Source organism: Polynucleobacter asymbioticus QLW-P1DMWA-1 (genome assembly GCF_000016345.1).
Lineage (GTDB): Bacteria > Pseudomonadota > Gammaproteobacteria > Burkholderiales > Burkholderiaceae > Polynucleobacter > Polynucleobacter asymbioticus.
Genome location: NC_009379.1, coordinates 192,969 through 217,597, shown reverse-complemented (window position 1 = coordinate 217,597; position 24,629 = coordinate 192,969). Strand labels below are relative to the sequence as shown.

Annotated in this window: 20 protein-coding genes and 3 pseudogenes; 10 read left to right on the top strand and 13 right to left on the bottom strand. The window is 46.2% G+C overall.

Features of this window, described 5'->3' with window-relative positions; all coding sequences use genetic code 11:
• Positions 1-3: 3 nt before the first annotated feature.
• From mtgA to mpl, 6 genes are read right to left on the bottom strand one after another with little or no spacing between them, the layout of a single operon-like run.
• Positions 4-741: a monofunctional biosynthetic peptidoglycan transglycosylase gene (gene mtgA / locus PNUC_RS01165; RefSeq protein WP_011902064.1), complete on the bottom strand. Its 738-nt coding sequence runs from the start codon at positions 739-741 to the stop codon at positions 4-6.
• A gap of 8 nt (positions 742-749) precedes the next feature.
• Positions 750-1,655 (bottom strand): shikimate dehydrogenase, encoded by a 906-nt coding sequence (gene aroE / locus PNUC_RS01160; protein ID WP_011902063.1) that lies wholly within the window; start codon positions 1,653-1,655, stop codon positions 750-752.
• Positions 1,656-1,703: 48 nt separating this feature from the next.
• Positions 1,704-2,591, bottom strand: coding sequence for a TonB family protein (locus PNUC_RS01155; RefSeq protein ID WP_011902062.1), 888 nt, complete (start codon positions 2,589-2,591; stop codon positions 1,704-1,706).
• The gene (locus PNUC_RS01150; RefSeq protein ID WP_011902061.1) at positions 2,575-4,605 is read right to left on the bottom strand and encodes a ribonuclease catalytic domain-containing protein; all 2,031 of its coding nucleotides are present in this window, start codon (positions 4,603-4,605) and stop codon (positions 2,575-2,577) included. Before PNUC_RS01150 ends, PNUC_RS01155 begins: the two co-directional genes overlap by 17 nt.
• Before the next feature lie 2 nt (positions 4,606-4,607).
• Positions 4,608-5,345, bottom strand: a complete 738-nt coding sequence (gene fabG, locus PNUC_RS01145) for a 3-oxoacyl-ACP reductase FabG (protein ID WP_011902060.1) — start codon at positions 5,343-5,345, stop codon at positions 4,608-4,610.
• A 19-nt stretch (positions 5,346-5,364) separates the two neighbouring features.
• A complete protein-coding gene (gene mpl / locus PNUC_RS01140) occupies positions 5,365-6,762 on the bottom strand; it encodes a UDP-N-acetylmuramate:L-alanyl-gamma-D-glutamyl-meso-diaminopimelate ligase (protein ID WP_011902059.1) in 1,398 nt (465 codons plus the stop codon).
• A gap of 26 nt (positions 6,763-6,788) precedes the next feature.
• Here mpl and PNUC_RS01135 point away from each other — a divergent pair, with 26 nt between their 5' ends.
• The 7 genes and pseudogenes from PNUC_RS01135 (at position 6,789) to PNUC_RS01110 (ending at position 12,468) form a co-directional block, all read left to right on the top strand.
• Positions 6,789-7,316, top strand: coding sequence for a TlpA family protein disulfide reductase (locus PNUC_RS01135; protein WP_011902058.1), 528 nt, complete (start codon positions 6,789-6,791; stop codon positions 7,314-7,316).
• Positions 7,317-7,564: 248 nt separating this feature from the next.
• Positions 7,565-8,014, top strand: coding sequence for a type II 3-dehydroquinate dehydratase (aroQ, locus tag PNUC_RS01130; RefSeq protein ID WP_011902057.1), 450 nt, complete (start codon positions 7,565-7,567; stop codon positions 8,012-8,014).
• Positions 8,015-8,050: 36 nt separating this feature from the next.
• The gene (accB, locus tag PNUC_RS01125; protein ID WP_011902056.1) at positions 8,051-8,515 is read left to right on the top strand and encodes an acetyl-CoA carboxylase biotin carboxyl carrier protein; all 465 of its coding nucleotides are present in this window, start codon (positions 8,051-8,053) and stop codon (positions 8,513-8,515) included.
• 47 nt (positions 8,516-8,562) lie between these two features.
• Complete coding sequence (gene accC / locus PNUC_RS01120) at positions 8,563-9,927, top strand: acetyl-CoA carboxylase biotin carboxylase subunit (protein ID WP_011902055.1); 1,365 nt, start codon at positions 8,563-8,565, stop codon at positions 9,925-9,927.
• Positions 9,928-9,943: 16 nt separating this feature from the next.
• Positions 9,944-10,864: pseudogene (prmA, locus tag PNUC_RS11075) on the top strand (50S ribosomal protein L11 methyltransferase); the annotation flags it as partial.
• Positions 10,865-10,951: 87 nt separating this feature from the next.
• Positions 10,952-11,464: a DUF3426 domain-containing protein gene (locus tag PNUC_RS11070; protein ID WP_328585708.1), complete on the top strand. Its 513-nt coding sequence runs from the start codon at positions 10,952-10,954 to the stop codon at positions 11,462-11,464.
• Between the two features lie 44 nt (positions 11,465-11,508).
• The gene (locus PNUC_RS01110; RefSeq protein ID WP_011902053.1) at positions 11,509-12,468 is read left to right on the top strand and encodes a carbohydrate kinase family protein; all 960 of its coding nucleotides are present in this window, start codon (positions 11,509-11,511) and stop codon (positions 12,466-12,468) included.
• A gap of 67 nt (positions 12,469-12,535) precedes the next feature.
• Here the strand turns inward: PNUC_RS01110 and PNUC_RS01105 are convergent.
• The 5 genes and pseudogenes from PNUC_RS01105 to PNUC_RS01080 form a co-directional block, all read right to left on the bottom strand.
• A pseudogene (locus PNUC_RS01105) lies at positions 12,536-12,963 on the bottom strand (histone H1-like repetitive region-containing protein).
• A 334-nt stretch (positions 12,964-13,297) separates the two neighbouring features.
• Positions 13,298-14,482: a ribonucleotide-diphosphate reductase subunit beta gene (locus tag PNUC_RS01095; RefSeq protein WP_011902051.1), complete on the bottom strand. Its 1,185-nt coding sequence runs from the start codon at positions 14,480-14,482 to the stop codon at positions 13,298-13,300.
• A gap of 45 nt (positions 14,483-14,527) precedes the next feature.
• Positions 14,528-17,509, bottom strand: coding sequence for a ribonucleoside-diphosphate reductase subunit alpha (locus tag PNUC_RS01090; RefSeq protein ID WP_011902050.1), 2,982 nt, complete (start codon positions 17,507-17,509; stop codon positions 14,528-14,530).
• A 272-nt stretch (positions 17,510-17,781) separates the two neighbouring features.
• Positions 17,782-18,588 carry a 1,6-anhydro-N-acetylmuramyl-L-alanine amidase AmpD gene (gene ampD, locus PNUC_RS01085; RefSeq protein ID WP_256205738.1) on the bottom strand — a complete coding sequence of 269 codons (807 nt, stop codon included), beginning with the start codon at positions 18,586-18,588 and terminating at the stop codon, positions 17,782-17,784.
• 3 nt (positions 18,589-18,591) lie between these two features.
• Positions 18,592-19,440, bottom strand: coding sequence for a cytochrome C assembly family protein (locus PNUC_RS01080; protein WP_011902048.1), 849 nt, complete (start codon positions 19,438-19,440; stop codon positions 18,592-18,594).
• A gap of 20 nt (positions 19,441-19,460) precedes the next feature.
• Here PNUC_RS01080 and ffh point away from each other — a divergent pair, with 20 nt between their 5' ends.
• Positions 19,461-20,843 carry a signal recognition particle protein gene (gene ffh / locus PNUC_RS01075; protein ID WP_011902047.1) on the top strand — a complete coding sequence of 461 codons (1,383 nt, stop codon included), beginning with the start codon at positions 19,461-19,463 and terminating at the stop codon, positions 20,841-20,843.
• A gap of 35 nt (positions 20,844-20,878) precedes the next feature.
• On the opposite strand, the gene PNUC_RS01070 is transcribed toward ffh, so the two are convergent.
• Entirely contained in the window at positions 20,879-22,621 is a 1,743-nt protein-coding gene (locus PNUC_RS01070) for a proline--tRNA ligase (RefSeq protein WP_011902046.1), read from the bottom strand.
• A 48-nt stretch (positions 22,622-22,669) separates the two neighbouring features.
• Between PNUC_RS01070 and PNUC_RS01065 the strand changes: the two genes are divergently transcribed.
• Both PNUC_RS01065 and PNUC_RS01060 read left to right on the top strand, forming a co-directional pair.
• Positions 22,670-23,269: an RNA pyrophosphohydrolase gene (locus PNUC_RS01065; protein ID WP_011902045.1), complete on the top strand. Its 600-nt coding sequence runs from the start codon at positions 22,670-22,672 to the stop codon at positions 23,267-23,269.
• A gap of 43 nt (positions 23,270-23,312) precedes the next feature.
• Positions 23,313-23,843 (top strand): CNP1-like family protein, encoded by a 531-nt coding sequence (locus PNUC_RS01060; RefSeq protein WP_407635743.1) that lies wholly within the window; start codon positions 23,313-23,315, stop codon positions 23,841-23,843.
• Here the strand turns inward: PNUC_RS01060 and proB are convergent.
• A pseudogene (gene proB, locus PNUC_RS01055) lies at positions 23,842-24,612 on the bottom strand (glutamate 5-kinase); the annotation flags it as partial. The gene PNUC_RS01060 and the pseudogene proB sit on opposite strands and share 2 nt — an antisense overlap.
• Between the last annotated feature and the right edge of the window lie 17 nt (positions 24,613-24,629).

Genomic DNA, 24,629 nt, shown 5'->3' with positions numbered 1-24,629 from the left:
TTTCTATTTCCCACTTTTGGGATAAGGGGCTAAAGCAACTCGATCCATATTTTCCAAAATAAATTCTTGGCGGCTTGAATAGTTAATACTTCCTCGACGGCAATACTGCTGCTTATCAAAACACTTAGGTGCAGGCAAAGCAGATGCTAAAGCCGCTGCTTGTTCGCGATCCAATACAGTTGGGGAAGTGTTGTAATAGTGCCTAGAGGCAGCACCAACTCCAAAGATCCCTTCTCCCCACTCTACTGAATTTAAGTAAATCTCAAACAAGCGCTGTTTAGAGAGAATTAACTCTAAAAAGCCTGTAATGATGAGCTCTTGTCCTTTGCGGAAATAATTTTGCTCTGAGGATAAGAAAAGATTTTTTGCCAGTTGTTGCGTAATAGTAGAGCCACCGCGCAGAGCTACTTTAGCTTTAGCGCCCGCTTGTGTTTTTTGTTGATTCTTCTCCCAGGCCTTTTGCATATCCTCTACTCTCACCCCTTTGTGCTGAAAGAAAATATCATCTTCGCTGACCAATACTGCCCGTTTGAGGTTATTGGAAATCTGGGTGTAAGGCGTCCATGTGGAATACACAGGGCAGGACCAATGCAAGCCACATAAGCGCCAGCGCTCAGCCCTTTGAAAAGCGGTAGTACTGGGATCTAGGGTCGTCCATAAAGCAATCTGGATTGCAAAAAAGAGTTGCATAGCCAAAAAGGCGCAGCATAAACATTTGATTGGATAAGAAAGCCAACGCATGGCGAAATTTAACGACGTAATTCGGCCAAAATGCTGCGTGGATCAATTTTGCTAGCAAGCTGTGTGCCCCGCCACAATAAAAATGCATCGGCAGCCTGTTCAACCAGCATACCCAAACCATCACTAATACGAGCACCTCGTTGAAGCGCTTGCTGCATAAAGGCCGTTGTTTTGCCGTAGACCATGTCATAAGCAAATGAACTTGGCATGAATACATTACTGACTGCCTGAGCACTCAATGGAGATTGATCCGATAACCCAGCCGCGGTGGCATTAATTACCAAATCAAAAGGGTGTTGGGTTTTTTGAGTGTCCTCTAGGTCGGCTAAAGTACGCGACTCGATCGCAACCTCTTTAGAAGCAGCTAAGTTTGCAAATAAGCCAATTAATTCATCAGCCTTAGCGCTAGAGCGATTAGCAATCACAACACTTTTAGGTGATTGCTCGAGTAAGGGTCCAATCACTCCACGCGCTGCACCGCCAGCACCAAGAAGCAATATTCGCGATTTTCCAATCACTATGCCTTGAGCCAGCAGATCTCGTACGAAACCTGCACCATCAGTGTTATCGCCATGGATTTTTCCATCCACCATCCAAAGAGTATTTACAGCGCCGGCCAATTGAGCGCGTGCGGTCACTTGATCAGCCAATGCCTGGGCATCTAACTTAAATGGAACGGTGACATTCATCCCTTTGCCACCTGCGGAAAAAAACGATTTGGCAGTTTGGGCAAAAGAGTTCAACTCTGGCTGCAAGCGCCCGTAATACATTTGCTGCCCCGCTTGCTGTGCGAAACGCTGATGAATTGCAGGTGACTTGCTATGCGCTATTGGATTACCAGCCACAGCATAGACATCCAAGCCAGAATAAACGCTTGGATCGGTATGCAAATCAATAGAAGTATGTGAACTCATGATGGATACAGAATAAGCGAATTTCTAAACTATTTTTCTAAAAAGAGTTTAATGACGCAATTCAAGATGGTCATTGCCATCTCGGGTGAATTCAAAGGTAGAGATCCAATCCAGTACATCGATTTGTTGGCGCATTTCAGCAGGAAATGGCCCAAACGGAGCCGAAGACCGAACAATCGCTAAAGCTTGGCGGTCCAACTCAGGGTTGCCTGAGCTACGTCCAATCGATAATCCTTCCTTACCCTGAGGATTGGTAGTGATTCCTCCCTGAGAATCAACACTCACAACGATGACTAAGCTGCCATAAAGAGGTCGCCCATTTGCTCTGGGGAAAAATGCACTGCCATACGCTTCAATTTTTTGTCGCATCGCATCGTAGTAATGCGCAAAGGTGACAGCCTTGGTATTGGCACCAGTCATTACTTTACGTCGAGGTTCACGCCCCTCAACCTGTAAGCGTTTAGCCAGCTCTGCCTCTAAGGAGTTAAGTTGGGAAACCATTTTTTGTGCATCCCCACTCTTGCGTCCACGTGATTGGGTACGCTGCTCATCTAGCTTAGCCAACATTTGGCGCTGTTGTTTTTCTAAAATCTCCAAACGCGCTTCAGCCCCCATTCTTGCGCGATGCAGTGCAGTGGCATCTTGCGTTTCCGTTTTACCACCTCCCTGCAAGTCCGCCTGCGCCAATTTGTTGGCTTGCTTAGGGGGTAGCTTGTTGCTGGCATTGACCAACACAACACTTAAGGGGGTATTGAGGCGCCGATTTTGAACTTCACCAACGCCCCAGCGAAATGACAAAAAAAGAATATGAATCAGCAGTGATAAACAAAGAGCCAATCGCAGAGGGTGGCGCTGCCAAGTATTTTGTAAATACTGATAAACACCCTTGAGCTTATCGGGGCAAGTAAATTCAAAGAATTTAATCTGTGCCAGCATCTTCTTCGGAATTCTCTGAGGCTTCTGGAGTTACTTCCACTGTTTTTTCAGGTGCATCTTGCTTAACTTCAATCTCAAGCACTCTAACTGCCGCACTCAATTGCAATAAATCTACATCCGAAATCAAGACTTGTGCGCGTGTCATACGTGGATGACTTGCTAACTCAGGAACAGGCAGATGCAATGGCACCAACTCTAGGCGAGACATACCCTCTTTGAGGTGACGTACAAACACACCCTTCGAGTCATCATCTTGGGCTATCCAACGCAAACACCAATATTTTTCTAGGCGATCTTGATATTCCCCATAGGCTTGATAGCATGACTCGAAATCTGCAGCAATCCCCATCAGTGTTGCATCACGCGGAGGAAATGGCGCGACCATCTTGGCAGTCACACCGTGCTTTGCTAAGGCAATTAACTGCCATTGATTAACTAAGTCGGAATAGCGGCGCAATGGCGAAGTGCACCAGGCGTAATAGTCCAAGCCCAATCCCTCGTGGGGTCCTGGGGTGGTTTGCATACGGGTGCGTAATGGTCCCCAGCCTTTCTGGGTTCTAAATAAGCCTGGCAAACCATGATCTGCCAATAACTGCCCAGAAGCGCTGTTACAAAAAATCATCCACTCCGCAACAATCGTATCCAAAATAGATCCGCGTTGCCGGGGCACAATCTCAACATGCTGAATGCCATCTTGGTCTTGAATCTGAAAATAAAAGTCTCTTGCTAAGGCATTGGGATCAATCACTCCCAATTGCTCAGCACGCAGACCATTAGCCACACGTTTTTCTTGACGGCCCGCATGTAACAGTTTGGCAGCCTGCCACAGTATTCCTAATTCTTTTCGGTAAGGATAATTCTCCGATTCATCAAACAAAGTCTCTTCGCTCACCAGATGCTCTAAATCTTCTAGACGCAAATTGGCTGCCATAGGCACCCGCTCTGCTCGCATTTGTAATGTCTCGCGTTGAACAACACCATCCTCATCTATATCTACATAGATCGACAAAGCAGGCCTTGCTGAGCCCTCATCCAATGAAAATTGCTCGATGACCACATCGGGGAGCATCGTAATTTTGTCACCAGGGAAGTACACCGTAGACATGCGATTGCGGGCCACTTGATCTAGCGGGTCATCTTTAGCGATCGCTAATCCAGGAGCGGCAATATGAATACCAATACGATGTCCACCAGCAGCTAGAGTACTTACTGATAGGGCATCATCAATTTCAGTGGTTCCAGAATCGTCAATGGAGAATGCCTTTACATCTGCCTCTGGAAGCGCGGCAATCGCTTGCGCATAAGTTGATTCATCCACCCCAATATTCTGATGAGTCGAACCATTTGGAAAATGTGCCTTGAGGAACATCCCTTGGTGATATGCCAAAGGTGAATCAATCGCACCACACCGAATCATCAGTTGTGGTGGAGACTCTCCTGTCTCAGTACAAGCGGCGATAAGCGCTTTATAAGCAAATGTATTTTTATCTGGTGAAAAAAGTAATTGCTGCGCTGAAGACCGCAATGTTTCTGGAAAGTTTCCGGCAACCATTTCTTTCTGCCAGATAGCCTGTTGCTCTAACTCTTTTTGTTTGCGCTCAAGAGCAGCCAAACCTGCCTGGAGCTGCTCAAGAGGGGCCCTTTGAAATCGCCCCCGGCCCTTACGCCGGAAAAAGACAGGGGCTCCCTGCAAGGCAATGGCTAAAGCAACTTGTTGAGGGATGCTAGCTTGCGCGCCAAAATATTCCAGCGAAACATCCACTAAACCAAACTCCTCGTCAGGAGCGCAATCCCAAAGTAACTGCAAGTCGATGTCTTTAGATAAAACCTGGGCTTCATCCATAACCGCCTGTGCTTCAGGCTTTTCAAAGCGCAGCCAAACCTCTTTGGCCTTGATCTTAATCTTCTTTCCAGAAAGACTAGTTGCCTGCCAAGATTCTGCGTCACCAGTTCCGGTTGATGACTGCACAGTGGCAATTTTGATATCGCCACCCTCTTCATATAAAAGATTCATATTTAGAGGGAGATCCCGCCGCTAGCCTCTAATGCAACTCCGTTAACGTAGCTTGCCTCATCGCTTGCCAAAAATAGGTATACGTTTGCCATTTCTTCTGGTGTACCCAAACGACCAAGCCAGCTGCGGCGCTCGATATCCTGAAGGATATTTTCTGGCATAGCCTTCACCATTTCTGTGGCAATAAATCCAGGGCAGACAGCATTCACCCGTATACCCTTAGGGCCTAACTCGCGCGCCCAGGTTTTTGTAAAGCCAATCACACCAAATTTAGTTGCTGAATAATTGGTTTGGCCAAAATTTCCGTATAGCCCAACTACGCTAGATGCATTCACAATAGCTCCAGAGCCAGCCTCCAACATATGCGGGACTACTAATTGAGTGCAATTAAATACACCTTTTAAATTGACATCAATCACCGTGTCAAATTGCGCTTCTGTCATCTTAATCAAGCGCGCATCCTGAGTGATACCGGCGTTATTAATGAGAATATCAATTCGCCCATGACGCTGCATGATCTCACCAACGGTGGCTTGAATGCTGGCACGATCCGTCACATTCATTGCATAAGCTTCCGCATTCGGTATTTTTGCAGCTGCACCCTTAACGGCCTCTAGATTGATATCAGCAATCATTACCTTGGCGCCCTCTTGTGCAAAACGCAGAGCTGTAGCAAAACCGATACCCTTTGCAGCACCAGTAACAATCGCTATCTTGTCTTTTAATCTATCGCCCATCATTACTTTCTATTTAATTAAATTAAGCCAATATGGCATTAAGTATCTTTTGATGTACGCCACCAAAACCACCATTACTCATGACTAAGATGTGATCCCCAGGCCTAGCTTCTTGAGCAACCACATTTACCAAAGCATCGAGATCATTAAAAGCTAGGGCTTTACCTGCTTCTGTTTGGTTTAAGGGGGAAAGCACATCAGGAAGATCCCATCCCAAAGATTCCTTACCGGTGCTAGCACCGTAGGCAAAAACTTTATCTGCAGCCATCAAGCTTCCTGGTAATTGCGCCTTCATAACGCCGAGCTTCATCGTATTTGAACGGGGCTCCAGAACAGCCAAGATGCGCGCCTTTCCAACTCGTCGACGAAGACCGTCCACAGTAGTTGTAATTGCTGTTGGGTGATGCGCAAAATCGTCATACACAGTAACGCCATTGGCAACGCCAATAGTTTCTAAACGTCGCTTCACATTTTTAAATTCAGCCAAAGCACGCGCGGAATCTTTTGGGGATATTCCAATGTGATTTGCTGCAGCAATCGCAGCCAGTGCATTTAATTGGTTATGTCTTCCCATCACCCCAGAATCTGGCGCCCAAGCAACAGTAGCTACTTCTTTGCCATGCTGACGCACAATAAAACCGTCGGACGCTTGCGATACCAAGGACCATGCATTTTCTAGGTCCTGTCCAAAGCGCTCTACTGGTGCCCAAGCGCCACGGGTAATTACTCTCTCTAGCGCAACTTCTTCACCATTGACCACAAGCAAGCCATCACCAGGTACCGTGCGAACCAAATGATGAAACTGGGTTTCGATTGCAGCGAGATCTGCAAAAATATCTGCGTGATCAAACTCTAAATTATTTAATAGAGCTGTGCGAGGACGGTAGTGGACAAACTTGCTGCGCTTATCAAAAAATGCAGTGTCATATTCATCGGCTTCGATCACAAAATATTGACTGTCGCCTAAGCGAGCAGACACTGTGAAATTGAGCGGTACTCCACCAATTAAATAACCGGGCTTATATCCGTTAAATTCCAAAATCCAGGTGAGCATGGCTGAAGTAGTTGTCTTGCCGTGTGTACCTGCAACAGCCAAAACATGTCGGCCATAGAGAACTTGTTCGCCCAACCATTGCGGGCCTGAAATATAAGGAAGACCTTGGTTCAGAATTGCTTCCATCAAGGAATTACCGCGAGAAACCACATTGCCAATAACAAATAAATCGGGCATGGTCTCAAACTGTAATAATTGGTCAGGCGAGAATCCCTCAATCAGCTCAATGCCTTGCGCTTCAAGCTGAGTGCTCATTGGTGGATACACGTTAGCATCACAACCAGTAACGCGATGTCCAGCCTGACGAGCGATTGCGGCAATGCCGCCCATGAAAGTACCGCAAATGCCCAAAATATGTATATGCATCTGCGAATTTTAGCGAAGGAGTTGCAATGAACCGAAGACAATGGATCACCATCACCGGAATTAGTCTTTTGGCACTCTTTGCGGGCATCCTCTCATCGCGGTGGATTTCCAAAACGGGCTTGGCAAGCGACCCCTCGATCAAGGCTTTTTTTGCTAATACTTGGCAAACTCCCGATGGGAAAGTGGTCGATACCAAAAATTGGCAGGGGAAAGTGCTGGTAGTGAACTTTTGGGCCTCATGGTGCCCTCCCTGCGTTGAAGAAATGCCTGCTTTAGACAAGCTTCAGCAAGAGTATTTACAGAAAAATGTCTTATTTGTTGGTATCGGTATCGATTCACCCTCTAATATCCGCGAATTTCTGCAAAAAACACCTGTTTCCTACCCCATTGTTATTGGTGGCCTGGAGGGAAGTAATCTCTCCAAACAAATGGGGAACTCACAAGGGGCCCTTCCTTATACCGTGATCATCAGCCCTAACGGAAAGTCTACTTATACAAAATTAGGTAAGATAAGCGAAGAAGAGCTCAGAAAAGCAATAAATTCTGCTTTATAAGTTTTTTTATTGAATATTAAGGTATTTTTACGTACTTTTTTTGATTGCCTTAGAGGGTATTTTTGACTTAATTCTCAACAATTTCGTCTAAAAGTGGGGAAAATTACTTTTTCTTTCCATTATTTTTGACTTCCCCAGCCCTGCACCAAGGTATACTCCCTCCTGTAGCAAGTGAAGCATGATGTGTGCAAGTGGCCAAAAGCCAAATTAAACAATTGACACCTAACTGCCTCTAAAAATAGGGATCTATGTCTAAAAAAGCTTCAATTCTCGTAATTCAGGGACCCAACCTCAATCTATTAGGGACCCGTGAGCCAGACGTCTACGGCAAAACTACCCTAGAAGATATCCATCAAAAGCTTGGCGAACTAGCCAAAGCTCAGTCAGTCGACCTCAGCACATTCCAAAGCAATCATGAGGGCGAGTTAATCGACCGCATTCAGAAAGCCAAACAAGACGGAGTTGATTTCATCATCATCAATCCAGGCGCCTTTACCCATACCAGTGTCGCTCTGCGTGATGTTTTGGCTGGAGTCGCAATCCCCTTTACTGAAGTCCATTTATCCAATATTCATCAACGCGAAGAGTTCCGTAAACACTCCTATTTGTCCGATATCGCTAATGGGGTGATTTGCGGCCTTGGCGCCATTGGATATGAGTTAGCCCTTCAAGCAGCAATTGCCCGTTTACAAAGATAAGCTTAATTAAAGAATCACAAGAGAGGAAGCACTTGTATGGATCTAAGAAAACTAAAAACCCTGATCGACTTAGTTTCTGAGTCAGGCATCTCCGAATTAGAGGTTAATGAGGGTGAAGACCGTGTTCGTATTGTGAACGCCGGTTCACCAGCTCCTGCAGGACAAGTTGTATATGCAAATCCAGCTCCACAACATGCACAAGCTGCTCCAGTTGCAAGTGCGGCTCCTGCTGCTGTGCCTGTTGTCGAAGCTGCTCCAGTTGCAACAGGATCTGTAGCACGTTCACCAATGGTGGGTACCTTCTACCGCGCACCCAATCCTGAGTCTCCAAACTTTGTAAACATTGGCGATACAGTCAAAGTTGGCCAAACTCTTTGCATCATTGAGGCGATGAAATTACTCAATGAAATTGAATCAGAGCATGCAGGTGTTGTTAAAGAAATTCTTTGCGAAAACGGACAGGGCGTTGAGTTCGACCAACCTCTTTTCATCATTGCTTAATTTTTCAGCCTTTCTTTTAAATCCTTTTCACCTAACTCAGAGCCGACATGTTCGATAAGATTCTGATTGCCAATCGGGGAGAAATTGCTCTCCGCATCCAACGCGCGTGCCGCGAGTTGGGAATTAAAACTGTAGTGGTGTATTCCACTGCGGATAAAGAAGCGAAGTATGTGAAGCTAGCCGATGAGGCAGTTTGCATTGGGCCCGCACCTTCACCACTGAGCTATCTCAATATGCCAGCGATTATTTCTGCAGCAGAAGTAACCGATGCAGAAGCGATTCACCCAGGCTATGGCTTTCTTTCTGAAAATGCGGACTTTGCTGAACGGGTTGAGAAATCCGGCTTTGCATTTATCGGACCAACAGCAGCTTCCATTCGCCTCATGGGCGATAAAGTTTCTGCAAAACGCGCCATGATCAAAGCCGGCGTGCCTTGCGTTCCTGGATCAGAAGGTGCCCTACCTGACAATCCAAAAGAAATTATTGCAACCGCAAAAAAAGTAGGCTACCCAGTCATCATTAAAGCCGCAGGCGGTGGTGGTGGACGCGGTATGCGTGTTGTACACACTGAAGCAGCGCTGCTCAATGCTGTCAATATGACCAAAGAAGAAGCAGGTCGTGCGTTTGGCAATCCAGAAGTCTATATGGAGAAGTTTTTAGAGAAACCTCGCCATGTAGAAATTCAGATCCTGGCAGACACTCATGGCAATGCCATTTGGTTGGGTGAGCGCGATTGCTCTATGCAGCGTCGCCATCAAAAAGTGATTGAAGAAGCGCCAGCACCAGGAATTGATCGTCGTCTCATCGCTAAAATTGGTGAGCGTTGCGCAGAAGCTTGTCGCAAAATTGGCTATCGTGGCGCCGGAACTTTTGAGTTTCTCTACGAAAACAACGAATTCTTCTTTATTGAGATGAATACTCGCGTTCAAGTGGAGCATCCAGTTACCGAAATGATTACTGGCGTCGATATTGTTCAAGAACAGATTCGTATTGCCGCTGGACTAAAGCTCGCTTATCGCCAAAAGGATATTGTTTTCCGTGGACATGCGATCGAATGTCGCTTAAATGCAGAAGATCCTTTCAAGTTCACTCCAAGTCCTGGTCGCATTGGTTCATTCCACATGCCTGGCGGCCCCGGCATTCGCGTGGACTCGCATGCCTATAGTGGATATGTGGTTCCATCAAACTATGATTCCATGATTGGTAAATTAATTTCTTACGGAAATACCCGTGAACAAGCAATCCGTCGCATGCAAATTGCCCTTTCAGAAATGGTGATTGACGGCATTACTACCAATGTTCCATTGCATCGTGAACTCATGCTTGATCCCAACTTCATGGAAGGTGGCACCAGCATTCACTATCTGGAGCATCGCCTGGAAGAGCAAGCAGCTAGTCGCGGTAAATCCTAATTGATGCGAGCCCTCTATGTCTTATCGTGAGCTGGTATTCACGGTAGCCGCTGAAACTGCTGAACCTTTAGGTGATGCCCTACTCGATTTAGGCGCACTTTCTGTCACAGTTGAAGATGATGCTGCAGGTGGATATGATGAAAATCCGCTTTATGGGGAGCCTGGCCTATCGCCAGAAGTCCAAGCATGGGATAGATCTGCTGTCACTGCGCTGTTTAATCCCGATATTGATGCCTCAGGTAGCGCAGAATTTATTCCAGAACTTCTCGTTGCGCTCAAGGAGGCTGGGTTTCAGTTAGCACACCCTCAAGAAAAAACAGTTGAAGAGCAAGACTGGGTGCGGCTGACACAAAGTCAGTTTGCCCCGATTCAAATTGGTGAGCGTATTTGGGTAGTTCCTTCATGGCACGAAGCGCCGACCGATCCAAATGCCATTTGCTTAGCAGTTGATCCAGGTCTTGCATTTGGCACAGGCAGTCATCCAACCACCCATTTATGTTTGTTATGGCTAGAGCAAAACAGTCATCTGCAAAACCAAAGTTTGCTCGACTATGGATGCGGCTCAGGCATTTTGGCAATTGCCGCAGCAAAACTAGGCTGTAATCCAGTAATCGGTACAGATATCGATCCTCAAGCGATGGTAGCAGCGCGTAGCAACGCAGAAATCAACAACACCGTCATTCGTTTTGTTCTGCCCAATGAAAATGCGCCAGAACTTGCCGCAGAAACCAAATATGACATCGTGATGGCCAACATTTTGGCTAATCCACTTCAAGTGCTTGCTCCCGCACTAGTAAATAAAATGTGCCCAGGCGGTCAAATCGTTCTTTCTGGAGTGTTAGCAAGGCAAGCAGACGAGGTAATCGCTACTTACAGCCAATGGCTCAAGCTTTCTGTTTGGAAAGAGAGTGAAGGTTGGGTTTGTCTACACGGAACTCTTGCAAAAGAGGACAAAAAAAGTATCTCAGCCCTTCCAGCTCAAAAAAAAAGTCTTAAGTTAACGCTTCTTTGTGGGTTTTTTCTTTTGCTCCTCGTGTTCGGAGAGCATCTTTCTAGAAATTCTCTACTTCCAGCATTAGCACCACGCGTTGATGGCAGCTCAAATGCATTTTCAGTTGGTGCATTTTCAGTTTTACAAAAAATTGATCAAAAATTGTGTCGCGCACTAGGCTGTCTAAATCGCCCCGTAAGCGATTTTGCTGCTTGGAAAATAACTTTGGCTGTCATGTCACCAGAAAACGGGCTAGAGGGCCTTAAAAACGCCAGCAATCCATCTATGATGCAAGTTGAAATACAAAATCGCTTAGCAATCGCAGTTTTACCTCCTCATTTGGAGATCATGCTAACCGATGCTGAAGAATCTGAAATCCAATCGATTCAACTCACTCCAAAAGAATGGTTGCCAGTCGCTTTGCAAGAAAAGCATCCCGAATATTTGCGAATTGGCATACCGTCGGGCGATCTCATTGAAGCGGAACTACCGATTTCTTTACCGCAAAACACTGCAGGCTATCGCGTGCGTGCCCTTTACCCTTAATAAATCACTTAAACCGACTACCCCACCCTTACAGAAAGTAATTTATGGCTAGCCTGATCTGCGGTTCAATCGCTTACGACACCATCATGAACTTTGAAGGCAAATTTGCCGATCAAATCCTGCCTGAGCAAATTCATATTCTGAATGTCGCCTTTCTTGTACCTACCATGCGAAGAGAATTTGGTGGTTGTGCTGGCAATATTGCATACAACCTAAGCCTTTTGGGTGGCGACCCCATCATCATGGCAACTGTAGGCGGCGACGCTGCACCCTACATGGATCGCTTAGAGGAACTCAAGATTGATGCCAGTCACATTCGTCAAATTGATCATGCATTCACCGCACAAGCAATGATCACCACCGATCAAGCCAACAATCAAATCACCGCATTCCATCCAGGCGCTATGGGTGAATCCCATCTCAACCAAGTATCTGATGTAGTTGCAGAGCGTAGCAAAAACTCAAAAAGTGCAGCCAAGCTAGGTATCGTTGCGCCAGATGGTCGCCAAGGAATGTGGGAGCACTGTCATCAATTAGCTGATGCCAATATTCCCTTTATTTTTGATCCAGGCCAAGGTTTGCCTATGTTTAACGGCCCTGAGTTACTGGAATTAGTGGATATCGCTAGCTACTTAGCTGTGAATGACTATGAAGGCGAGATGCTTTCACAAAGAACTGGCTTAAGCCTGGCAAAGGTTGCAGAAAGAGTCAAAGCACTCATCGTAACCAAAGGTGCTGAAGGCGCTGATATTTACACTGACGGCAAATGCATTGCGATTCCGCCTGTTCCCGCTACGAAAGTCATTGATCCAACGGGATGTGGTGATGCATTTCGTGGTGGATTATTGTTTGGCCTTGAAAATGGCTTAGACTGGGAAACTACCGGTCGCCTCGCCAGCCTCATGGGCTCGATCAAAATCACCCATCAAGGACCACAAAATCACCAACTTAGCCACGATCAGATCGCTGCGCAATTTAAGTCGGCATTTGGATTTAGCCTCTAAGCACCCAAAAATACGGCAATAAAAAAAGGGGTCTCGTGAGAGACCCCTTCTAGTAACACCCGTCCGATTAAGGACGTGTGCCAGTTGGGAAGGGCCAAGCAGCGGCAGATGTTGCTAGCGCAGCTTTCTTAGCCACGGGCTTTTTTACAGCAGAGCCCGCTTTCTTCGCAGCAGGCTTACTTACTTTTTTTTTGCTACTTTACGAGCTACTTTTTTAGCAGCAGGCTTCTTAGCAGCAACTTTGCGAGCTACTTTTTTAGCAGCAGGCTTCTTAGCAGCAACTTTGCGAGCTACTTTTTTAGCAGCAGGCTTCTTAGCAGCTACACGCTTCTTAGCTACTTTTTTAGCAGCAGGCTTCTTAGCAGCTACACGCTTCTTAGCAACTTTTTTAGCAGCAGGCTTCTTTTTAGCTACTTTTTTAGCAGCTGGTTTCTTAGCGGCTACTTTTTTAGCAGCTGGTTTTTTTGCAGCAGGTTTTTTCTTGGCGATTGCCATAGTATTGCTCCTTCACGTGAGGATTAGTACAAACTACCGATTAAGAAGACCCGACCATTCATTTCCACCTGATTTTGCAATCTTTTGGATTTGACGAGCGAGCCATTCATCGGCGCGCGGCTTGATGCTAAGTGCTGCACGCTAATGAATCTTGGAAAAAAAGCCGTGGTCCCAAAGGACAACGGCTTCTTAAATGTGCTGGAAAAAATAGAGAGAATAGCCCAGGCACCCTTAAACAAGGGTTTTCGGATTTGAGTCTGGTTTTGCTGACTTTTAAAACTATCCAACCGTCTAATCTCCTATTTAACCAATGTTGCGCTGCATTACTTAAGTACTACTCCCAACTTAGCGCACCACCGGTTTGATACTCAATAACGCGTGTCTCAAAAAAGTTTCTTTCTTTTTTCAGATCAATCATTTCTGACATCCATGGAAATGGATTCTCTTCATTTGGGAACATCGCGTCAAGTCCTATTTGCAAACATCTGCGATTACAAATGTATCTTAGGTACCCTTTGAACATCGGAGCGTTCAATCCGAGCACTCCGCGAGGCATCGTATCTTCGGCATAACGGTACTCTAATTCGACTGCTTTTTCGAAGATAGATTTGATCTCATCTTTGAACGCGGAAGTCCATAACTGCGGGTTCTCCAGCTTTATTTGATTAATTAAATCGATACCAAAATTGCAGTGCATTGACTCGTCACGAAGGATGTATTGATACTGCTCAGCAGCACCCGTCATTTTATTTTGGCGACCCATTGCAAGTATTTGCGTAAAACCAACATAAAAGAATAAACCTTCCATCACGCAAGCAAAAACAATGAGTGAGCGGAGCAAAGTTTGGTCAGTTTCTAATGTGCCAGTCTTGAAATTTGGATTGGTAAGTACATCGATGTAAGGAATCAAGAACTCATCTTTAGCGCGAATGGATTCAATTTCGTTGTACGCGTTGAAGATTTCGCTCTGATCTAAGCCCAAAGATTCGACAATATATTGATACGCGTGAGTATGAATTGCCTCTTCAAACGCCTGGCGCAACAGGTATTGACGGCATTCTGGGGCGGTAATGTGGCGATAAGTCCCCAAAACAATATTGTTTGCAGCCAAAGAATCAGCGGTAGTAAAAAAACCAAGATTGCGCTTAATAATGCGCCGCTCATCTTCTGTAAGACCATTTGGATCTTTCCAAAGCGCGATATCGCGATTCATGTTGATCTCTTGTGGCATCCAATGGTTTGCACAACCTGCCAAATACTTCTCCCAAGCCCACTTATATTTAAATGGCACGAGCTGATTTACGTCAGTCTTGGCGTTAATCACGCGCTTATCAGCAGCATTGACACGCAAAGCTGCGCCACCAGATAAATTAGCGGCTTCAACAGGCGCAGGCGCCGTTGTTTGCGGTGCTATTGCTACTTGATCTGGCTGTGGGCGTTGTGGCTCCACTGCAACCGGCTGCGGTGCAAGACCAGCTTTCGCTAGTGCTGGAGCAACTTCTTCTTCCCAATTCAACATAACTTTCTCCTAATTTCTTCTAATTCTGACCAATAAGCAAATTGCTTATTGGCATGCTTCACATTCTTCAAATCCAGCATCACCTGGACGCATTGTGCAAACCGGGCCATCAGCCTCAACTCCACCCGCAGCACTTGCGGCAGTTGCATCAGTACCATTTACACCGCCACCACTCGAAACCGAGTTCAACTGGCCGCTAGCAACAGTCGATTTCTCAACGTGAGTCGCTGCCATCGTGCGGAGGTAGTAAGTAGTCTTCAAGCCGCGCAACCACGCCAATTTATAGGTGTCATCCAATTTCTTACCAGAAGCACCACCCATGTAGATATTGAGTGACTGCGCTTGGTCAATCCACTTTTGACGGCGGGAAGCTGCCTCAACCAACCAGCTTGGCTCAACCTCGAAGGCAGTCGCATACAAATCACGCAAATCTTGTGGAATACGATCAATTTTAGACAAAGTACCGTCAAAGTACTTTAAGTCAGCAATCATCACTTCATCCCAAAGGCCGCGATCTTTCAAATCACGTACCAAATACTCGTTTACCACTGTGAACTCACCAGAAAGATTGGACTTCACAAACAAGTTTTGGAAGGTTGGTTCGATACAAGCAGATACGCCAATAATGTTAGAAATCGTTGCTGTTGGTGCAATTGCTACGCAATTGGAGTTACGCATACCGTATTGCTTGATACGCGCGCGCAAACCACTCCAATCCATAGTGGAGGAGTTATCTACTTCCAGATATCCGCCACGCTCTTGCGCTAACAATGCTACAGAGTCTTGTGGCAGGATGCCGCGATCCCATAGGGAGCCTGTGTATGTACTGTAAACGCCGCGCTCTTCAGCTAATTCATTAGACGCTTGATAAGCGTAGTAGCAAACCGCTTCCATAGAAGAGTCGGCAAATTTCACTGCCTCTTCGCTAGCATAAGGAATACGCTGCATGTGCAAGCAGTCCTGGAAGCCCATGATGCCCATGCCGACTGGACGATGCTTCAAGTTCGAATTGCGAGCCTTGGCAACCGCGTAGTAATTGATATCAATTACGTTATCCAACATACGCATTGCTGTACGCACAGTTCTTTGGAGCTTCTCATGATCCAACACCAATTTACCGTTGGCATCAGTCGTCATGTGGGCAGTCAAATTCACAGAACCCAGGTTGCAAACCGCGATTTCAGTCTCATTGGTGTTCAAAGTAATCTCAGTACACAAATTAGATGAGTGCACTACGCCAATATGCTGCTGTGGGCTGCGAATATTGCAAGGGTCTTTGAAAGTGATCCATGGGTGGCCAGTTTCAAACAACATGCCCAACATCTTGCGCCATAACTGCTGCGCAGGAATTCTGCGGAAGGGCTTCAATTCACCACGATCCGCCTTTTGCTCATAAGCAACATAAGCCTCTTCGAACGCTTTACCGTACTTGTCATGCAAATCAGGGGTATTAGATGGAGAGAACAATGTCCAGTCACCGTTTTCCATGACGCGCTTCATAAACAAGTCAGGAATCCAGTTAGAAGTATTCATGTCATGCGTACGACGACGATCATCACCGGTGTTTTTACGCAATTCCAAGAATTCTTCAATATCTAAGTGCCATGTTTCCAAGTAGGCGCAAACAGCACCTTTACGTTTACCGCCTTGGTTTACAGCAACAGCAGTGTCATTTACTACTTTGAGGAATGGCACTACGCCTTGTGACTTACCGTTGGTGCCCTTAATATGGCTGCCCAAGGCACGTACGTTAGTCCAGTCATTGCCCAAGCCGCCTGCAAACTTGGATAGCAAAGCATTCTCTTTCAATGCCTCATAAATTCCATCGAGGTCATCTTCTACAGTCGTCAAATAGCAGCTAGAGAGTTGTGGACGAGTAGTTGCTGAATTGAACAAGGTTGGTGTGCTGGACATGAAATCAAATGTGGAGAGGATTTCATAGAACTCGATTGCACGACGCTCACGGTCCAATTCATTTAAGGACAAGCCCATTGCCACGCGCATAAAGAAAGCCTGTGGCATTTCGATACGACGGTCTTCAATATGCAAGAAATAGCGGTCATACAAAGTCTGCAAGCCAAGGTAATTGAACTGCAAGTCGCGGCTGGCATTCAAAGCAGCAGCCAAACGTGGCAAGTCAAACTCACGCATACGTGGATCTAACAATTCAGCAGAGATACCTTCGTTAATGTACTTGGCAAAGTAAGTGCCGTACTCAGACTGCATATCGCCTTGCAATACTTCCTTGCCTAGGATTTCTTTACGAATCACATGCATCAAGATACGAGCTGTTACCTGGCTGAATGCAGGATCTTTCTCAATCAAAGTACGTGAAGCCAAGATAGCTGAGTCATAGACTTGAGCCATCGGTACACCATCGTACAAATTCTTGATGGTTTCAGTAATGATCGGGGTGGCATCAATATGATTGCCCAAGCCTTCGCAAGCTGCTTCGATCACAGTGCGGAGTGCCGCCATATCAAGCCACTTTTCAACGCCATTGTCAGTAACCTTGATACCGGATTCAGTAGCTTGACCGGCTGATTGTGATTCTTGAGCCACTTCTTGTTGAGCCGCACGCTCTTGATTGCGCTTTTCGCGATAAAGAACATATGCGCGAGCAACGTTGTGCTCACCACTACGCATTAATGCTAATTCAACTTGGTCTTGAATATCTTCAATGTGGAAAGTGCCGCCATTTGGACGACTGCGTAATAAAGCGCGCACCACTGAATGAGTCAGTTGCTCCACTTGCTCGCGTACGCGCGCAGAAGCAGCACCTTGGCCACCGTTAACCGCTAAAAATGCTTTAGTTACCGCAATGGCAATCTTGGATGGCTCAAAAGCCACGACTGAACCGTTGCGACGAATGATCTTGTAATCTGACAATTGAGTAGCTTGATTACCCCCAACACCACCAGCGACAAAACCGGCAGATGGCGTCTGATTCATTGCCCCTGCGCCACCCATTCCTGGATTATTGGCTCCACTTGGCTGGCCTGCTGTCTGGGGATTTGCGTATGTCATGTTGCTCCTGCTTATATATAGTTATTTGGACAAAATATCGTTAAAAAACAATGCTCTATTGCTGAATTCAAACACTATATCTAGTGTTTTGAAGTGAATTTGACACTAAGTATAGGGAATTATTGAATATTTGGTAAGCTTTTTCTGACAAATCTTTATCAGTATTTTTACTAATATTTAGACTTATTTTGGGGTCATTTTGGTGCGCGATTTTTACCTTGTTTTAGGTAAAGGCTAGCGAAGTAAGCGTACGCTCACATACAACAATTGAGTTACCGGGATGCAAGCCCAAAAGGTAGTTTATCTAGGGAAAGTCCTGTCTCTTTTTGGAACCTTTTCCAGTCGAAAGAGATTCCCGGATCCGTTTTTCTTTCGGGAGCAATATCGCTATGTCCTGCGAACTGCAAGCTTGGATAAGTGGCGCTTAATTTTCCAACTGTTTCTGACAATACCTTGTATTGAATCTCTTCAAATGGAGTCTCACCATCACCCTCTAGCTCAATACCAATTGAAAAATCATTGCACTTTTCTCTCCCCAAAAAGGAAGACAGTCCAGCATGCCAAGCCTTGTGTTTCGTAGAAACAAACTGAATCAAACGTCCAGAGCGCGTAATCAAAAAATGGCTGGAGACTTTTTGCCCCTCGATCTCAGCAAAATAAGGATGTCTGTTGGGATCAAGCCTATTTTGGAAAAAATCAATAATGTATTGGCTAGAGTCTTGGGCTTTAAATTCACCCGGAGGCAAACTAATGTGATGAATTACCAGGAGATCGGGCTCAATATTTTCTGGTCGCGCATCTTGATTAGGTGATTCACGCCATTGGGCAAAGCCTAACCAACCTTGCTCATCTAAGCTGTGAAGATGCTCAGCCGAGCAATAGAAACGCTGCTCGTTGGCAATGGCATCTGCTTTAGGAAGATGTACCTTGCAATGCTGACACTGCACCATTAACTCAGGCTCTAGAGTACGGGCAGCCTTTACAGAATCAGGATTAGCAGGGGTTTTAGGGGTTTGTTTACCCTTAAACCACCGATAAAAAAGGTAGGCGCCTACGCCGATGATGAGCCATTTAAACAAAACTCATACTCTCTGAAGAATGACTTCCAGTACAAAGCGGCTTCCAACATAAGCCAAGAGTAAGGCAGTGTATGCGCTCAGTACCCAGCGGACAGCTGCCCTTCCCCGTAACCCCACACGCCAGCGGGCCAAGAGTAAACCGGCAAATAAAAACCAAGAGATCAGCGCAAAAATTGTTTTGTGATCAAAGACCAATGGCTTACCAAATAAGGTTTGGGAGAAGAGTAAGCCAGAAAAAACTGTCAAGCTCAAAAGGGCAAAGCCCACATAAAGCAAATTAAACAAAAGACTTTCCATAGTCATTAATGGTGGCAAGTCTTCTAACCAATGGGCAATTCGGCCATTTGGGGCAATTGCTAACTGACGATGTAAGGCGCGGTCTTGCACACTCATCAACATGGCATGAATGGCTGCCAAGCTCAGCAAACCTACCGCAATCGTGGCAACAATGAAATGCCCCTTAAACCACGGATCCGAAACTGCTTTTGGTGAAATTAATGTTCCAGGAAATAAATTTGGCAAAAGTGAGCACGCCAAGGCAAATAAGATGACGAGCCAGCGTAAGCTCGAGATTGGCAAAAACCAAGACTGGAACCAATAGAAAGCCAGACCAACCCAAGCAATCAGGGATAAATCTTGAGCAAAACCAAATACAAAGCCTTGTGGAGTAAATACGGAATCGTGTAATTGCAGCCCATGAATCAGCAAAACTACGAAAATAAAGGCCTGAACCAATATCCCCGAGAGCGGAGAGACCGCCTTATTCCTTGAGCTCAGGCTCAAAAATAACAAAAGAAAGAAATAAAGTACGGCTGGGAGTAATCCGTAACTTGAGTGACCTAAAATATCCATCTGGAAAGTCTAATCGATAAATGCTAGAAAACCTCACCGATCGTCTATCTCGCGTTGTTAAAACAATGCGGGGTCAAGCTCGCCTCACCGAAGACAACACTGCAGAGATGCTGCGGGAGATCCGACTCGCCCTCTTAGAGGCTGACGTAGCCCTGCCAGTAGTTAAATCCCTGTTAGAGCAAATTAAATTTAAAGCTCTTGGTGAAGAGGTGGTTGGAAGCTTAAGCCCAGGGCAGGCGCTAGTAGGGGTTGTACAGCGCGAACTCGCCCAAGTCATGATGGGCGACACCAATCAAAGTGGTGAACTCAATTTAGCTACCCAGCCACCAGCAGTCATTTTGATGGCTGGTTTGCAGGGCGCAGGTAAAACTACCTCAGTTGGAAAGCTAGCCAAATGGCTGCAAGAGAAAAAGAAAAAGAAAGTTCTCACTGTTTCTTGTGACGTATATCGTCCAGCAGCGATTGAGCAGTTAGAAACGGTCACTAAACAGGTTGGCGCTGAATTTTTCCCAAGTAACGTCAATCAAAAACCAAACGATATAGCGACTGCCGCTCTTGATTGGGCGCGACGCCATTATTTTGATGTGGTGATTGTCGATACCGCAGGTCGCCTAGGTATTGATGAAGCACTCATGCAAGAGATTAAAACCTTGCATGCCAGCTTAAACCCCATTGAGACATTATTTGTTGTTGATGCCATGCTTGGTCAAGATGCGGTCAACACTGCCAAAGCCTTCCATGAAGCATTACCACTTACTGGCGTGATCTTGACCAAGTTGGATGGCGATTCACGCGGTGGCGCGGCGCTTTCTGTTCGACAAGTGACTGGTGTGCCCCTCAAATTTATCGGTGTTGCCGAAAAGATGGATGGCCTAGAGGCGTTTGATGCTGAGCGTATGGCCAATCGCATTTTGGGCATGGGTGACATCCTCGCTTTAGTCGAACAAGCCCAACAACACGTTGATGTAGCCAAGGCAGAGAAGTTGGCAAACAAAATCTCTAAAGGGGGTTTTGATCTAGAGGATTTTCGCGATCAGTTGATGCAAATGCAAAAAATGGGTGGCATGGCCAGCCTGATGGATAAGCTGCCGAGCCAAATGGCACAAGCAGCATCTAAAACAAACATGAATGCTGCGGATAAACAAACCAAGCGGATGCGCGGCATCATCGATAGCATGACGCCCCGCGAGCGAACAAAACCAGAACTTCTTAAAGCCAGTCGCAAACGGCGGATTGCCGCTGGCGCAGGTGTTGAAGTGCAAGAAGTCAATCGCCTATTAGCTCAATTTGAGCAAATGCAGACCATGATGAAGCAATTTAAAGGCGGAAAAATGGCTCGCACGATGGCGGCCATGGCGGCCAAAGGAGCCGCCAAAGGGATTGGCGGACTTTTTAAGAAGTAATTTCTAGGTAAGGCACCCCGGTTGGGGTGCCCAAATTATGCGACTGCGTTTTTTGCAGCTTGAACAGCTGAAATCACTTTTTCCTTGATTTGCGCCAAAGGAATATTTTGTGAATCCGCATCTGTCCGGCCTTTGAACTCAACCTGTGAATCAGCTAAACCCCGGTCCCCAATAACTACACGGAATGGCGCGCCGATCAACTCCCAATCAGCAAACATCGCCCCTGGTCGTTCATTTCTATCATCCAGAATCACATCGATACCAGCAGCAACAAGCTCATCATGCAATTGATCGCATGCTGCCTTCACTGGCTCTGATTTTTCGTAACCCATTGGACAAATCACAACTTCAACCGGAGCCATAGAGATCGGCCAAATAATCCCGCGCTCATCATGACCTTGCTCAATCGCTGCGCCTAGTAAGCGTGTAACGCCAATCCCATAGCAACCCATCACCATTGGCTGGGCTTTACCTTGTTGATCCAAATAGGTACAACCCATTGCTTCTGAATAACGGGTGCCCAATTGGAATACATGGCCCACTTCAATACCGCGACAGATATCCACCACACCTTTTCCATCGGGAGAAGGATCGCCAATCACGGCATTACGAATGTCGAGCACCAGAGGCTCAGGTAAATCGCGCCCCCAGTTCACGCCGGTCAGGTGATGGCCTGCATCATTAGCACCGCAAACAAAGTCAGCCATATTGGCAACAGTACGGTCAGCAACAATTGTCACTTCAGCACTCACACCAACAGGACCTAAGTAACCTGCAGGTGCATTACAAGCCTGCTTGATTTCAGTCTCAGTGGCAAAACGAGATTCCGTCATGCCAGGAACTTTGCTAGCCTTTACTTCATTTAATTCATGATCACCACGCACAAGAAGCATGAACAACTTAGCTGGTCCAGACTCTTGATCTGCAGCAAACAATAGCGATTTAACGGTTTGCTCTAACGGCAGATTAAGTAGCTTAGCTACATCTGCACAATTTGTCTTATCAGGGGTTGGAACCTTCGCCATTGTCTGAGTGGCGGCACCACGTGTAGCGTTCAAGGCCAGTGACTCTGCAGCCTCAAGATTGGCTGCGTAATCAGAACTTGGGCAATACACAATGGCATCTTCACCAGTATCTGCAATGACGTGAAACTCTTGACTGCCAGAGCCACCAATGGCACCGTTATCTGCGGTGACCGCACGGAACTCAAGCCCCATACGCTTAAAGATCTGGGTGTATGCCTCAAACATGGTTTGATAGGATTTTTTCAAGCCCTCGGTATCACGGTCAAAAGAGTAAGCATCTTTCATACTGAACTCACGACCACGCATGATCCCAAAACGTGGGCGGCGTTCATCCCGGAACTTCGTTTGAATTTGGTAAAAATTCACTGGGAGCTGCTTGTAGCTTCTGATCTCATTACGAGCCAAATCGGTGATTACCTCTTCAGAGGTCGGTTGAATTAAAAAATCACGGTCATGGCGATCTTTAATGCGCAGTAATTCTGGCCCCATCTTTTCCCAGCGACCAGTCTCTTGCCACAATTCAGCAGGTTGAATCATCGGCATCAATAGCTCGATTGCGCCAGCGCGATTCATCTCCTCGCGAATAATATTTTCTACTTTACGAATAACCTTTAATCCGAGCGGCAGATAGTTATAGATACCTGCGCTGATTTTGCGAATCAGGCCTGCCCGAACCATGAGCTTATGCGAAACCACCTCAGCGTCAGAGGGGGCTTCTTTTAGCGTGGCGAGAAATGATTGTGAAGCTTTCATGTATGGATATAATCAAATCATTGATTTTAAAGGATTTGGGGCACGATCATGCTTGACCGTGAAGGGTATAGACCCAATGTCGGCATTGTCCTCCTTAACAGCCGCAACGAGGTTTTCTGGGGAAAACGCGTTGGGCAGCATTCGTGGCAGTTCCCGCAGGGCGGGATTCAGCATGGCGAGAGCCCTGAACAGGCGATGTACCGCGAATTGCATGAAGAGGTTGGCTTGCTGCCGGAACATGTCCAGATTATTGGACGAACCAGGGACTGGTTACGCTATGACGTCCCTGAGGAATATTTACGCCGTCAACACGCCACTCGCGTTCATCGAGCCGCCTATCGGGGTCAAAAACAAATTTGGTTCCTCCTACGCTTAGTGGGACTGGATAGTGACATCCAGTTGCGAGCTTCAGAGCACCCAGAATTTGATGCTTGGCGCTGGGTTCCTTTCTGGATTCAATTGGATGCAGTTATTGGCTTTAAGCGCGAAGTCTATGAACTTGCACTGTCAGAACTAGCGCGTTACCTTTCAAGAGGGGTACGCATGCACCAATTGGCCTGGGGTTCGCCTTTAGACTTACTTCAATCTTTTTACTCAAAAGGCGAAGAGGGCTCCCCCGAATCTTCCAAAACGGATAAATCAAAATAATATGAGCAGACTCTTACGAACTCTAAGCAACTACAGTGCTTGCATGGCATTGGCTGCAACATTAATTGCCTGTGCTGGTGACCCAATGGAAAGTGGAATGGATCCATTTGCGCCAATGGTGTTTAAAGAAGGTAGTACGAAAATGCCTGAGAGTCCGCCCAATAAATCTAGCTTACTTTCCTTTTACGTATCCCCTTCAACCATCTTCAAATTCTCGGTTGATACGCAATCGATCTCGATTGGGGCAGATGGTGTGACACGTTACATCGTCGTTATCACCAACCCTAGTGGTGAAGAGCAAGCTCAGTATGAGGGCATCCGTTGTGATTCATACCAATGGAAACTGTATGGAAATTTTGAGAATGGTCAGTGGAAAGAAAATCCATTGGCCGAGTGGAGAGATATCAAAATGAAAGTGGCAAATCGCTACCAAGCAGCGTTAGCGCAAGGTGCATTCTGTAATTTTAATAGTCAAGAGCAGAGCATGAACACGGTGATGAAGTCCCTCAACCCCAATTCTTTTACTGGCGGTACAAAGCCCAGCAATTCAAACGGGGTAATTATTGGCTACTAAGTAAGGTACCAATACTCTCGCCATTTAATAAGCGAGTGAGTACCTTAGGCTCATGTCCAGAGGCAATAACAGTGGATGCTCCTGTTTGCACGGCGATTTTTGCAGCCAATACTTTGGTGAGCATACCGCCCTTACTCAATTCACTAGCAGCACCGCCAGCCATCTTCTCTAAAGCAGGATCTCCTGCTGTTGCTGTAGCCAATAAAGTTGCATCTGGGTTTTGACGAGGATCAGCGGTAAATAGACCGCCTTGATCCGTCAAGATAACCAATAGATCTGCATGCACTAAGTTTGTGACGAGCGCTGCCAGACTATCATTATCACCAAATTTAATTTCATCGGTTACTACTGTGTCGTTCTCATTAATAATGGGGACCACACCAAGCTTGAGCAAGGTATCTAAGGTTACTTTTGCATTTGCATTGCGCTCTGGATGAGCCAAGTCAGCATTAGTCAATAATATCTGCGCACTGCGTAAATTAAAGCGAGCAAAACAGCTTTCATAAACCTGTACCAAGCCCATCTGACCAACAGCTGCGGCAGCTTGTAGTTGGTGAATGTCTTGGGGACGTTTAGCCCAACCCAAACGTTGCATGCCCTCAGCAATTGCGCCCGAACTGACCATCAACACTTCGTGGCCAGCTTGCAAAAGCGTGGCAATTTGCTCGGCCCATAAAGCTATGGCAGCATGATCTAAGCCCTCGCCATTATTAGTAACGAGGCTAGAACCTACTTTGACAACAATACGTTTTTTTTGCTTAAGATCCATAACAAATGCAGTTTTAA